Here is a 13374-nt window from a genome sequence, read left to right as displayed (position 1 = left end):
AACCAGCCAGCGTCGAAACTGAGTGTACTCTCGAGACCACCTCTACAACATAACACACATGCGACATTTTGGACTTAAAATACGGATGGCCGTCGTCGGTGCACTTCTCGCGGGATTCTACCTCGTGGCCGTCGCCGCAGCGATGGTCGCGTTCGGCGAGGGCATCCTCCCGATTGCTATCGTCGGCAGCATCCTCTTGATCGGAATCCAGTATAAAGTCGGCAAGTGGGCCGCGTTACGGAGCGTCGGGGCCGAAGACCTGCCTGAGACCCAATACGCAGAGATTCATCAGTTCGTTGAACGCGTCTGTCGAGAGAAGGGCATGAAGACACCGTCGTTGAAAATCGCCAGTATGGGCGTTCCGAATGCGTTCGCGGTCGGTCGCCGTGGAAACGGAACCGTGGTCATCTCTCAGGAACTCATTCAACTGCTTGACCGAAGCGAGCTCGAAGGCGTCATTGCCCACGAACTCGCCCATATCGACAATCGCGACGTCATCACGATGCAACTCGGTCAAGGCATCGCATCAATCGTCGCTATCGTTGCGCAGTACATCGTTTTGTTCACTGGCGAGAACGACCTCGCGGATTTCTTCCTCGCGGTCGTCGTCGGGAACATCGTCCAGTTCGTCGTGATGATCTTCGTGCTCGCGATTTCCCGGTACCGCGAATACGTCGCCGACGCCGACGCCAGAGATGTCATCGGGCAGGGCGAACCACTCGCTCGCGCGCTTGAGAAAATTCATCAGGGTAACCAGCAGGCCCAACAGTCGACTGGACGTGCCCAGCGCGGCCGCGGGCGGGGGAGTCAGCGCTCCCGCGACGCGAACGTTGATCAGCAGGTGAGCGCACTCTGTATCTCCAGCTCTGACCGTGGCTTCCTCCAACAAATCGTCTCCACCCACCCCCCGATGGAAAAGCGCATCCAGCGACTCCGTTCGTAGATGTCTGGGGTCCGTGAACTCCTCGCAGTCGTTCTCGGCGCCTTACTCGGCGTTGTGTTGATTGTCGCCCCACAAACAGCACTCCGACTGTCCGTATTCGTTAGCCCGACCCGTCGACGTCGTGGTGACTACGGCACAGACAAGCACGACTCGCTCCCCGACCAGTGGACGTGGCTCATTCGTGGACTCGGTGTCGTATGTCTCGCTATTGCGCTCTTTATCACGTATCAAACGTATACCTGACTGTTCCGCCAACACATCTCTATCTCTATACACTTGTTGGAGGGAATCTGTGAATTACGCTGATAAAAATATACCAAGACACGGCAACAGGTGTTGTCCACTGCGTTTAGGCGATCTCTCACCCAGCCCCTATCACAAACAAAACATAACACACCAATCAGAAGAGACGACCAGCACGCCACTCCCACAGCGATTCGAGTGAAATCCAGACCAGCACCCACAGTGTAGTCAAACCAAACACAAGAACGGTGGTTGAGAACATCCCGAACTGCTGTGTGAGCCTAAATAGTAGGGTGATAAAAACAAGAATTAACATTGTGACGCCTCCTAAGCTAGCAAGCGCACATATTGAGTGTCTAACTGCTGATGGTGCGTATTGTTGATTCTCACTTGCCCTTTCCCGCCGGTCTAGCGAAGTTGGTTTGTGCATACATATCACTTCCTTCATTATCTTTCGTGATTATAATATTAAAATCTTTGGTATGCGTTCACATGGTACAATTGGTGCTGTATAAACGCTCTGTATGCAGCAGTCCATTCCTCTCAAATAATTTGTATTATGTGCTGGCCGGTGGCCACGTAGCGGATACAGACAAGGTTACTCGTCGTCGCGCACACTCGGATGCTGCTGCGGCTCCTCAGGATGGGGCTCGGCGAACCGCTCCTGCATCGTAGCCACCGATTCCGCCTCTCGCGATTCCCGTTCCGCTTTATCGATCTCCTCACACCCAGGCGGGAGTTCACGCCCACGGTCGGTGAAGTAGCCCTCGGGCGTCACCCAGTCGTGATAGAAATCGACATCCGAATCCTCGATCAGCGTCACGCCGACGGTTGCGCCGTGGCCGGCGACGATGATCGCCTGATGCGGCTGGGCGGCCAGCCGCCCGGCGGCGTAGAGGCCCGCCACGCCCGTCCGGCCGCGGTCGTCGGTGTCGACGAACGCCTTCCCGCGGTCGAGGATCTCAACGCCGTCGATCCCAGTGAGAAAATCGACCGTGTTCTTCGTCGCGGCGACGACGAACCGCGCGGCGAGCGTGCGGCCCTCGGCGGTTTCGGCGATGAAGCCGTCGGCTGACTCCCGAAGGTCGACGACGCGGCCCTCCCGGCGGTCACAGCCGGCGCGGTCGGCCTGCTCGCCCATGAGTTCCAGCAGGCGGTGGCTGTTGACGCCCGCCGGGAAGCCGGGGTAGTTCTCAAGGTGGGCGTTTCGCCGGAGGATCGGATCGCCGTCGTTGAGAAGCAGCGTGTCCAGGTCGGCGCGGGCGGTGAACAGCCCGGCTGCCAGGCCTGCGGGGCCGCCACCGATGATCAACACATCGCAGCCGAGTTCGGGTGTCATGATGGCCGTACGTTACGGGAGTGTTGTGTTATACTCCTCGCTCACGGTATGCCGCTACGCCCGAACGATCAACCACACCGCCAATCCCAGCGCAATCGCCTCAAAGCCAGCCAACATCACGAACAGCGTCGTCTGCGAGCCGTAGGTGAGCGCGGCCCCCGCCAGCGACGCCCCAAGCGCGCCGATCCCGAAAATGGCGAGATACGTAAAGCCGAACGACAGTCCGCGATAGGCCGGCGGCGAATACTTCGCAATCGTCGCCTGACTCAGCGGCTGAAGCCCGAACAGCGCAAAGCCAAGCGCGGTGCTGATCGCCATCAACGTCGGCAACGACCCCGAGGCGGGAACGAAGAGTAGCGCGATGACGACGAGCAGTGTCAACATTACCGCCAGCCCGCGCTCGGGCTCGATGGCGTCGGTCAGCCGTCCGCCGACGTACTGCCCGGCGACGCCGACCGCCAGCAGGCCGGCATACAGGTATTGGGAGAGATCGAACTCGCTGGCCGCCGGGCTGTCGGCAACCGGGCCGATGGCGGCCGCCGGATCGACCGCCAGCAACGGATCAAGCACGTCGCTCAACACCTCCGGCAGGAACGTTACCATCCCCCGATAATACAGCCCGTTGAACAACACGAGCACGAAGACGGTCAGAAAGCCCGCGGTGAACAACCCCCGGGAGGCGGTCACAAACGCTGCCAGCGAGTCGACCTCGGGCGCGGTGGCGGTGTCGCTCGCGTCGTCTCTGGCCTTCTCGCCAGCGCGTTCGTCGCCAGCGCGCTTGCCGCTATCATCGTCGCTTGCCGTTGTGTCGCCGTTGATGGCGGCGGTTTCGTCGAACTCGACGGTCAGGCCGACGGCTCCGGCGATGAACGCCGGGATGGCCAACAGCACAACCGCAAGCCGCCACTCGACGACGACTAACAGCAGCGCGGTGAGAAACGGTCCGCCGGCGATGCCGACGTTGGCGGCCATCCCGTGGTAGGCGAAGGCCGCCCCGCGCTCGTCGGCTCCCTTGCTAATCAGCGTCAATCCCGCTGGATGGTAGACGCTGGCAGCGAGGCCCCACACGGCCAGCGCGACCGCGATGCCGGCGACGCCGGGCAGCAGCCCCAGCAGGACGAACGCCGAGCCCATCCCGAACAGACAGGCGACGATGAGCCGCCGGGAGCCAAACAGATCGACCAACACACCACCGGGCAGCGCGCCGACGCCGAACAGCCCGTAGCCGACGGCGACGACAGTCCCCAGCGTCGCCGACGTAACCGAAAACTCCACGAGCCAGACGGTCAGCAAAATCGGCACCGCCAACTCGTAGGTGTGTACCATCGCGTGGCCGGCCATCGCAAAGCCGGTGATCGCCCGATCGTTGGCGTTCATCGGTCACCTCCGATGGCAAACCGCTGAGTGGTCACGACACTTCCTAGTTGGCGGCGGTCGTTGAATGCGCTTTTCATTCGCCTCTGGGCTTCGCTCCGGGCCCGCGTGTGTCAGCCGCGCGTCTGACACTTCCAGTACAGCTTTAAGAATCCAGCCAACATATATACGCCAATGGGCTCCTTTGATGACGTTCTTGCGGACATCATGGCAGATATCGACAGTGTGTTCCTCTTTTCGCCCAACGGGGCGTTCTACGAGCGGTTTGCGGACACCGACAACGTCGTTGTCGTCGCCGGCGAAAACACCGTCGAGGCCGAGACCTTCGTCGAACTCCCGATCGAGTTCACCAACATCAAAGATCGGATCCGATTCGGCATCGAGGGCGCGATGGACAACGATCTCGTTGAGGAAGGCAACACGATCGCCTGCTTCGGCTCGATCTTCGCCGACGACGCCGATTCGGCTGTCCGGGTGCGGGTCAGCGAAGACCTGCGCTCGGGACTCTACGACCTCTTTACGAACTCACGGGCCGACCCGAACGTCATCCGCGACGTGTTCGATGTTGCCCTCGAACTCGGCCGGAAAGGCCAGAAGGGCAGCCCGGTCGGCGCGCTCTTCGTCGTCGGCGACGCGGGCAAGGTAATGAACAAATCCCGCCCGCTGAGCTACAACCCCTTTGAGAAATCCCACGTCCACGTCGGCGATCCCATCGTCAACGTGATGCTCAAGGAGTTTTCCCGACTCGACGGCGCGTTCGTCATCTCCGATTCCGGCAAGATCGTCTCCGCTTACCGCTATCTCGAACCGAGCGCGGAGGGCATCGACATCCCGAAAGGCCTCGGCGCGCGCCACATGGCCGGCGGTGCGATCACCCGCGACACCAACGCGACGGCGATCGTGCTGTCGGAATCCGATGGGCTGGTCAGAGCGTTCAAAGGCGGCGAACTCATACTCGAACTTGATCCAGAGGAGCACTGATCGACGTGTCGGTACTCCAAGTTGCGCTTCCCGACTGGCTCGCGGCCATCTCCACACGCCTGTGGGTTGCCGCCGGGATCGTCCTGCTGGGCATCATCCTTGGGTATCTGACGATGCTCATGGGTCGGCGACTGCTCCATCGCCTCGGCATCGACGACGCTGTCGAGGGCACAGCCGTCGAGCGCGCGGCCGGCGAATACGGCACCTCGACAGTCGGCCTCATCACCAAGCTGGCGGGCTACTTCGTGATCGTCCTCTCGGTGTTTATCGCCGGTACCTTTACCAATATTCAGTTTGCTGACCTCTTTTTGCGGGCGGCGGCGGTTTTCCTCCCGCAGCTTGCGACCGCGCTGCTCATCCTCGTCGTCGGGATCATCATCGGCGATAAGATCGAGGTGTTGGTCTCCGAACGGCTTCGGGGGATCAAACTCCCCGAGATCGGCGTCATTCCGGCGACTGCCCGCTACAGCGTCTTGTTCGTCGCGACCCTGATCGCCCTCGGGCAGATCGGCGTCGCCACGAATGCGTTGATCGTGCTGTTGGGTGCCTATGCGTTAGCCCTCATCGTCTTCACCGCGATTGCGACCCAAGAACTGCTGGCCTCCGGTGCGGTCGGCGTCTATCTCCTCCTCACGGAACCCTACAGCATCGGCGACGAGGTTGCTGTCGCCGGCCAACAGGGGATCGTCCAAGAGATCGACCTCTTTGTCACCCGCATCGACACGGACGGCGAGGAACATATCGTTCCGAATCGAACGGTGCTTCGAGACGGGATCGTTCGGATCCAGTAATCCCGTCGCTCGCTGTGTCAGCGGTGTCGCTATCGTCGTCGGTTTCCCTATCCGTGTCAGCACACCACCACGGTGACTAGTCGCTGTCCTCGCCGAGCAGCTGGTTGGAGGCTTCCTCAGCGTCGCGTTTCCCGATCGCGGAGTTCGCCAGCAGTCGGCCACCGATCTCGGCGGGGCTGATGACGCGGTCGGCCCCGGCGTGGCGGAGTTTGGCGACGTTTTCTCGCTGCATCGCGGCCGCGAGGACAGTCAGGTCGTCGCTGAGCTGTTTGGCGGTGAGGATCGCTAAGGCGTCTTGGGCGTCGTTTTCGGTGGCGGCGATCGCCGCCCGGGCGTCGCTGATTCTGACCTGCTGTAGCGGGGCCTCATCGCTCGGTTCGGCGGTCAACACGGCGATATCGCGCTCTGCGAGCCGCCGGGCCGCGGCTTCGTCTGTCGTGACGACAGCAAACTGGGTCTCGTCGCCGAGATTTTCGATAATCGGTTCGGTCAGATCCCCATAGCCGAGGAGGATCACGTGATCGTCGAGGAGGTTGAACTGGCTGTCTGTCATGCGTCCGAGTGCTTTCGAGAGTTGGGCTTCGATCGCGGGCGTCAACAGGACACCGAGGGCGACCGCGAAGGCGGCGACGTTGATCAGCAGCACCGAGATCGAAAACAGCTTGCCGAGCTCGGAGGCAGCGGTCACGTCGCCGTAGCCGACGGTACTGGCGGTGACAATCGTATAGTAGAACGCGTCGGTCAGCGTCGTCAACCCGCTGAACTCATCGCGGAGCGCGTAGGAACCAAACGTTCCATAGGAGATCGCTGTGACGAGGGCCACACCGGCGGCCAACTGCGTTGGCGACGGCGAAAACGAGCGATCGAACCGCGAGCGATTGAGGAGTAATGCCGGCACAGAGATGAGTGATAGTCCGACCAACGGCAGCGAAAATGTCGATACCTGCAACAGCCCTTGGATCGCCGTGATCGGGAGCAACACCACTGTCGCATACCAGCCGATCCGAAAGCGGCTTTTCAGGGCATACGCGCTGCCGAGCATCGTAAACCCGGTCAGCGTCCCGGTGAAGCCGACCGTTCGTCGCACCGCTGTCGGCACGACCGCGGCGAGTTCGCTGTCGACGCCGCCGGTCGTGATATGCACGAGGCCAACGATGATCGACAGGATGGCGACGGCGAACGTCAGCAGGATCGACGCTCTGACGCTCACCCACTCCCGTGTCCACGTCATCGGAGTGGCCTCTGGTGGCTGACTACTAATACACCCCGGATCGTCACCGCCCCCGAAGACAGGGGTCGCCGCCTGCGCCGAAACCCGCTGAAGAGAACGATTTAACCGAATCCGCCTGCATACCACGCCAATGACCGCGCTTCCGTTTGATATCCTCCTGGGCGTCTATCTCGGCGTGCTAACCGGGATCATCCCCGCGTTAGTCTCCGGGGTGCTCGGCTTCCTGTTTAAGTACGTCACCGATGTGTCGATCCCCGGACTCGGTGTCGTCGTCCTCGCTTTGGCGATCGCCGGCATCAACGGCGGGCTGCTCGCACTCAACGATCCGACGATCCGTTCCTCGGAGAACGCCGCCTCGATCCTCACCGCCATCGTGGTCGTGTTGATGCTCGCGTTGTACGCCCACGCCCAGGGCGACAAACTCGGCGCGTCAGCCCCGAAACGGCTCACGATCAAATCGCTCCGCGACCGAACGCTGAACACGGACGTGATCGAACTCGTCGGCGGGCGAAATCAGGTGCGACTCACCGTGTTGGGCGAGGTCAGCGACATCGAGGGCTACCCACCGCTGCCCGCGGCGCTTCGCCAGGAGATCGGCGACGGCGAATGGACGTTTCCGGCCGACCTGCCGATCGCCGAGTTGGAAAGTCGGTTTGCCGATCGCCTGCAGTCGGAGTTCGATCTCGCCGACGTGACTGTCTCCTTGGACGAAGCCGCCCGCGCCCGCGTTGCTGCCGCGCCGCCGATGGGCAGCACCTCACGGCGCGTCCCCGCTGGCAAGCGGGCCGTCTCGCTTTCGGCGTTGGTGCCGTCCGGCATCGCTCGCGGCGAGTCGGTACGGATCGTCACCTCCGAGACGACGGTGACCGGAACGGTGATCGCCGCCCGATCGGGAGCACCGACGACGACTGATTCCTCGCCACCGCCAGCCGACGACACGCTCGCGACTGATGGTGGCGAGGAGCCGCCGGTACCGCTGCCCGCGGCCGCGACGACGACCGGCGGCGAGGGCCGCATTACCGTCGCTGTCTCCCGGTCAGACGCGACGACGTTGTTGTCGGCGACCGATCCACAGGTCGTCGTCCGTTCGCGGGGGACGCGCCGGGAGTTCGAGTTGGTGTCGCTGCTGCGTCGCTCCGGCATCCAGTTCAAGAAAGTGACTGTCGCCGGCGGCGGCCCACTTGATGAGCATACCATCGGCGAGGTGGGTGTCCGGGACAGCTACGATGTGTTGGTTCTCGCGGCCAACCACGAGAAATGGCAAGTTGCCCCCCGAGGCGACCAGCCGTTGTCGGCGGGAGATACACTGTATGTCATCGGGACGAGCGAGTCGCTGACGCGGTTTGCGGAGGCCGCAACATGACCGCCACCGATTCGCTGGTCGATGCGTTCACGACTGGCCCGCCATCGCCAGTTACCTTCGAGTCACCAACCGCGGCCCTGATCAACCTCATCATCTACGCGCTGCTGTCGTTGCTCGCCGCTGGTGGCCTTGCGGTCGCCTACCGCTGGTATTTCAAACAGACCGTCCCGGAGGGGGTTGTCGCCTTTGTCGGCGTCTCGGTTGTCGCTTTGTACATCAACACGACCTCGTTGGGTGTCGCCGTCAGCGACATCTCCGTTGACCTCTTTGAGCCTGGCGTCGTCTTCTTCAATGTCGTCGCGCTCAGCATCGCGGCGGTGGCCGCGCCGGTCGGCCGCCGACTCGGCGATGCGGTCAGTAGCAATCTGTTCTCGCTGGCCGGACTCCGAGAGTTCGAAGGCGAGGTCGGGACGGTCGTCCGCTCGGCCGGCCGGGTGACCACGATCACCCTCCCGGATGAGATCGACGACATGGAGAGCTACGATCCCGTCACGGATGAGACCAAAGCCGAACTCGCCGACAAGACGCTGCTGTTCCCGCGGCGGCTCACTGTCGAGGAACTCCGGAGTCGGCTGATCGAGCGACTGAAGGAAGATTACGCGGTCGGCTACGTTGATATCGATCTCACGGCCGAGGGAACCGTTGAGTATCTCGCCGTCGGTTCGCGGGCGGCGGGCATCGGCGCGACGATCGCGCCCGGCAGCGTCGCCGTGGCGATCCGTGCCGACCCGCCGAACAACGCTTCGCCGGGCGATACCGTACAGGTCTGGACGACCGGCGAGACGCCGGAACGACTAACAACCGGCGAACTCCGCGGCGTCGCCGGCGACACGGTAACCCTGGTCGTCGATGACGGCGACGAGACGCTGTTGTCACCGACCGCCGGCTATCGGCTGGTGACGATGCCCGCCGAACCGCAGGCCGACCGCGAGTTTGCGACCCTGCTGCGCGGTGTCGACGAGACGATGGGAACGGTTACCATCGAGGCTGACAGCGAACTTGTTGGGTTGACGCCACGCGCGTTGACAGCGACGGTCGTGGCGATCCGCCCCGACGGCGGGAAGCTAACAGCCCTCCCGGATCGGGATCGTGGCTTTGCGGTTGCGGAAACGATCTATGTCCTCGGCCGCCCGGACGTCCTGCGAGGGCTGGAAGACCGAGCGAAAGCGGTTGCCGCTGCGGAGTCAGCAACCGAAACAGACGACGCAGCGACATCGTAGCACGCTGATCAGGACTCAGCGTCACCCGCATCGTCACCGGTGTGGGTAGCTTCGCCGTGATCAATCGGCTCCGCCGGCACGCCGGCGACGGTCGCGCCGGCCGGGACATCACGTGTCACCAGCGAGTTGGCCGCGACCTGCGCGCCGTCGCCGATCTTGACGCCCGGCAGCACTGTCGCGCCCGCGCCGATCATCGCCTCTTCGCCGATCACGATCTCACCAAGCCGATATTCGTCCTGTAAAAACTCGTGACAGAGCAGCGTCGCGTCGTAGCCGATGATCGCGTGGTCGCCAACGGATATGCGCTCCGGCCAGAACACATCTGGGGTCGCCTCAAGCCCCCACGAAACGCCGGTGCCAACGCTCGCGCCCAACCGCCGCAGCAGCCAGTTTTTCAGCCGCAGGCTCGGTGAGATGCGGATCAGCCAGACGACGAGGTAGTTGCGGACAACCCGCCACGGCGATCGGATCGACGCCCACCCCCACAGCGAGTTGTGCGGGCCGGCGGTCGGCCGTCGCTGGAGGCGATCATGGCGGCGCACGTCGTCGCTGTCGTCGGTGTCGGCTGTCGGCACGGCTTGCCCTTCGGGCGGTGGCTACAAAAACATCGAGTGTGCCCCTGCGATTACTCGCCGCGCAACTCGCTCATGTGGTCAATCCGCTGTTGGACGAGGTCGGCCTTGCCGATATCGTGGCGGATGTGAAATCCCTCACCGGCGGCCGCCAGTGCGTCCTCGGCGATTTCCTCGGCGGCGGCGATGGAGTCAGCGCGGCCGACGACCGCAAAGGAACGGGAGGTCGTCGTGTACAGTCCGTCCTCGCGGGCGTCGACGCTGGCGTAGAACAGGAGTCCGTCGCCGACCGTCTCCTCGTTGACCTCGATCTTTGCGCCGGCGTCAGGATCAGTTGGGTAGCCGTCAGGGACCGCGTACTTACAGACCGTCGCTTCGCCCGAGAAGTCGAGTTCTGGGAGGTCGTCGCCGTCGCGGGCAGCGGTCAGTACGTCGAGGAACGGCGTGTCGAGGATCGGCAGCGTGTTCATCGCCTCGGGGTCGCCGAAGCGGGCGTTGAACTCGACGACTTTCGGGCCCTCCGTGGTCAACATGAACTGGCCGTACAGCACGCCCTTGTAGTCGGGCATCGCCGCGACCGTCTGCTCCATGATGTCGACGGCGGCCTCATAGTCGCCGTCCTGCATGAATGGAAGTTGGAAGCCGGTGTCGCTGTAACTGCCCATGCCGCCCGTATTGGGGCCTTCGTCGCCCTCGTAGGCGCGTTTGTGATCCTGCACGGCGGGCGCTGTTCGCAGATCGCCGTCAGCGACGAAGGCTTGGATCGTGAACTCCTCGCCGATCAACCGCTCTTCGAGGACGACCCCCTCGTAGTCTGACTCCTGCAGATAGGCTTTGGCCTCCTCGCTGGTCACCTGATCGCCGATGACCTTGACGCCCTTGCCGCCGGTCAGGCCAACCGGTTTGACGGCCAGATCGCCGTCGTAGTCGTCGATGAACTCGCAGGCGGCGTCCATGTCGTCGAACGTCTCGAAGACCGGACAGCCCGGGATGTTGTTGTCCTGCATGAACCGCCGCTGGAACGCTTTGTCGGTTTCAATTCTGGCTTCCTCAGCCTGTGGGCCAAAGGTGTAGATCCCCGCCGCGTCGAGTTCGTCGGCGGCACCGGCCTGCAAGCCGGCTTCCGGGCCGACGATGGCGAGTGTCGCATCGATCTCTTCGGCGTACTCGCGGATCGCCTCGGCGTCGGTGCCGTCGATCTGTTCGAACCCATCGGCGAGTTCGGTGATGCCAGGGTTGCGGTTGCCGGCAACAGCGTACAACGAACAGTCAGGAGCCAACGCGCGGGCGATCGCGTGTTCGCGGCCGCCACCGCCAACTAACAGCACGGTTTCACTCATATCCGAGAAAGACCGCGGGCCGCGTGTAAGTGTTACTTTGTCCGCTCAGCAGACAACAGCCACCGGCGAGTTCCGCCGGCTTACTGCTCGAAGGGGTTGTCGAGGACGACTGTCTCGTCGCGCCCGGGGCCGATGCCGACCGCGTAGATCGGCGTCGACATCTCGTCGCTGATGTAGTCGAGGTACTCGCGGGCATTCGCGGGTATCGCGTCGTAGCCCTCCTCGGCGACGGCGGCCCAGTCAACCTCGTCCCACGGCTCGAAGGATTTGAGCACGGGTTCACACTCGCCCCACCGTTCGGTCGTCGCCGGCATCGTCAGCAGTTCCTCGCCCTCACGCTCGTAGGCGTGGCCGACATTAATTTCATCAAGTCCGGCCAGCACGTCGATGTGGTTGACGGCGATGCCGGTGAAGCCGTTGGCGCGGGCAGCGTGCCGCAACATCGGCATATCGAGCCAGCCGATCCGTCGTGGTCGGCCCGTTACGGTGCCGAACTCGCCGCCTTTCTCGCGGATGAAGTCCGCCAGTTCCTCCTCGCTGTCGGTGCCATCGAGTTCCGTCGGCAGCGGGCCGGTGCCGACCCGAGAGAGGTAGGCCTTCACGATGCCGACGACCTCGCCTTGGCCGATGACTGTCGGGGCGACACCGGTGCCGACGGCCGCACCGCCGGCGGTTGGATTTGAGGAGGTGACGTAGGGGTAGATCCCGTGGTCGATGTCGATGGAGGTGCCCTGGGCACCCTCGAAGAGCAGTTCGTCGTCGCTGGTGTGTTTGTCGCTGAGGAACTCGCCGGCGTTGACGGTCATCGATTCCGATTTGAGCCGCTCGCCGTACTCCCGATAGGTTGCAAAGAGATGGTCGATATCGAAGGCGTCGGCATGCTCGGAGTTCTCGACGTCGAGCCCGTAGATCTCCTCGGCGAGCGCGCGTTTCTGGGGCACCGCGTATTCGAGGCGGTCGCGCAGCACGTCGGGATCGAGGAGGTCGCCGACGCGGATCCCGCGGCGACCCGCCTTATCCTCGTAGGTTGGGCCGATCCCGCGACCGGTGGTGCCGGCTGCGAGATCATCGTCGCTTTTCGCCTCTTCCTCGATGCCGTCGAGGACGCGGTGATACGGGAGGATGACGTGCGCCCGGCGGGCGAGTCGCACATCCGGTTCAAGCCCTTGGTCGCGGAGGGTATCAAGTTCGTCAAACAGCGTCTCGGGATTGACGACACAGCCGTTGCCCAACACGCCGACTTTCCCGCGGATCGCCCCGCTGGGAACCAAGGAGAGTTTGTACTCCGTCCCATCTTGGACAACAGTGTGGCCGGCGTTGTCGCCGCCCTGATACCGGACGACGACATCGGCGTCGCCTCCCCAGATGTCGACGAGCGCGCCCTTGCCCTCATCGCCCAGCTGGGAGCCGACGATAGTTACGGTCATAACGACTGTGGGTTTCCAACCACCGGGTAAACAGATTACGGTACAGCGCCTCGCGCGGACAGACCATGACGCAACCACCGGTCGAAGCCCGTGGCTGTGGTGTCGACCGATTGCTGTCAGCGTACCGACCCGAAGTGTTAACTACTCGCACAACCAGCCATCAGCACGAGCCTTTTTCCCAGCCGACAGCAACACTTAAATCACGCCAAGACAAGTTAGCACATGTCATGATTGACCGACTCGAAAAAGAAGTCGACATGCTTGAACGGCACCTCCAAGTGCTCCGGATGGTCATCGAAAACGAGCCCATCGGCATCGTCAAGATGTCCAACGAAACCGGCTACCCCCACCACAAGGTTCGGTACTCCCTGCGCGTCCTCGAAGAGGAAAACCTCATCGAGCCATCCAGCCAGGGCGCGATTCAGACCGACCACACCGAGGAGTTCGTCGACGACCTCGACAACAAGATCGACTCCATCGTCGACAAGCTGCGGACGATGCGCATCGACGACACCGCCGAGATCGAAAACTAACGCGCTTCGATTGGTTG

At 62.8% G+C, this 13374-nt stretch carries 12 protein-coding genes; 6 read left to right on the top strand and 6 right to left on the bottom strand.

The window, feature by feature from the left end; all coding sequences use genetic code 11:
- Positions 1–85 precede the first annotated feature (85 nt).
- Positions 86–943: a M48 family metallopeptidase gene (locus DM826_RS07695; RefSeq protein WP_120102823.1), complete on the top strand. Its 858-nt coding sequence runs from the start codon at positions 86–88 to the stop codon at positions 941–943.
- Positions 944–1784: 841 nt separating this feature from the next.
- On the opposite strand, the gene DM826_RS07680 is transcribed toward DM826_RS07695, so the two are convergent.
- Both DM826_RS07680 and DM826_RS07675 read right to left on the bottom strand, forming a co-directional pair.
- On the bottom strand, positions 1785–2525 hold the full coding sequence (locus DM826_RS07680; protein WP_120102820.1) for an FAD-binding protein: 741 nt from the start codon (positions 2523–2525) through the stop codon (positions 1785–1787).
- Positions 2526–2579: 54 nt separating this feature from the next.
- Complete coding sequence (locus DM826_RS07675) at positions 2580–3902, bottom strand: MFS transporter (protein WP_120102819.1); 1323 nt, start codon at positions 3900–3902, stop codon at positions 2580–2582.
- Positions 3903–4073: 171 nt separating this feature from the next.
- Here DM826_RS07675 and dacZ point away from each other — a divergent pair, with 171 nt between their 5' ends.
- Positions 4074–4880 (top strand): diadenylate cyclase DacZ, encoded by an 807-nt coding sequence (gene dacZ, locus DM826_RS07670; protein ID WP_120102818.1) that lies wholly within the window; start codon positions 4074–4076, stop codon positions 4878–4880.
- Positions 4881–4885: 5 nt separating this feature from the next.
- Entirely contained in the window at positions 4886–5671 is a 786-nt protein-coding gene (locus DM826_RS07665; protein ID WP_120102817.1) for a mechanosensitive ion channel domain-containing protein, read from the top strand.
- Between the two features lie 76 nt (positions 5672–5747).
- Here the strand turns inward: DM826_RS07665 and DM826_RS07660 are convergent, their stop codons facing one another.
- Complete coding sequence (locus DM826_RS07660; protein ID WP_120102816.1) at positions 5748–6902, bottom strand: NAD-binding protein; 1155 nt, start codon at positions 6900–6902, stop codon at positions 5748–5750.
- 130 nt (positions 6903–7032) lie between these two features.
- Here DM826_RS07660 and DM826_RS07655 point away from each other — a divergent pair, with 130 nt between their 5' ends.
- Positions 7033–8265: a potassium channel family protein gene (locus tag DM826_RS07655; RefSeq protein WP_120102815.1), complete on the top strand. Its 1233-nt coding sequence runs from the start codon at positions 7033–7035 to the stop codon at positions 8263–8265.
- Positions 8262–9485 carry a potassium transporter TrkA gene (locus DM826_RS07650; RefSeq protein ID WP_120102814.1) on the top strand — a complete coding sequence of 408 codons (1224 nt, stop codon included), beginning with the start codon at positions 8262–8264 and terminating at the stop codon, positions 9483–9485. The genes DM826_RS07655 and DM826_RS07650 overlap by 4 nt, the downstream gene beginning before the upstream one ends.
- Before the next feature lie 8 nt (positions 9486–9493).
- Here the strand turns inward: DM826_RS07650 and DM826_RS07645 are convergent, their stop codons facing one another.
- The 3 genes from DM826_RS07645 to DM826_RS07635 all read right to left on the bottom strand — a co-directional run bounded on the left by DM826_RS07645 (position 9494) and on the right by DM826_RS07635 (position 12824).
- On the bottom strand, positions 9494–10060 hold the full coding sequence (locus tag DM826_RS07645) for an acyltransferase (protein WP_120102813.1): 567 nt from the start codon (positions 10058–10060) through the stop codon (positions 9494–9496).
- Positions 10061–10110: 50 nt separating this feature from the next.
- Positions 10111–11397, bottom strand: a complete 1287-nt coding sequence (gene purD / locus DM826_RS07640) for a phosphoribosylamine--glycine ligase (protein WP_120102812.1) — start codon at positions 11395–11397, stop codon at positions 10111–10113.
- An 80-nt stretch (positions 11398–11477) separates the two neighbouring features.
- Positions 11478–12824, bottom strand: a complete 1347-nt coding sequence (locus DM826_RS07635) for an adenylosuccinate synthase (protein ID WP_120102811.1) — start codon at positions 12822–12824, stop codon at positions 11478–11480.
- A gap of 227 nt (positions 12825–13051) precedes the next feature.
- Between DM826_RS07635 and DM826_RS07630 the strand changes: the two genes are divergently transcribed.
- The gene (locus DM826_RS07630) at positions 13052–13357 is read left to right on the top strand and encodes a hypothetical protein (RefSeq protein WP_120083464.1); all 306 of its coding nucleotides are present in this window, start codon (positions 13052–13054) and stop codon (positions 13355–13357) included.
- Positions 13358–13374: the final 17 nt, after the last annotated feature.

This window comes from Halonotius aquaticus, assembly GCF_003605575.1.
GTDB classification, from domain to species: domain Archaea; phylum Halobacteriota; class Halobacteria; order Halobacteriales; family Haloferacaceae; genus Halonotius; species Halonotius aquaticus.
This window is presented reverse-complemented; position numbering and strand designations above follow the sequence as displayed.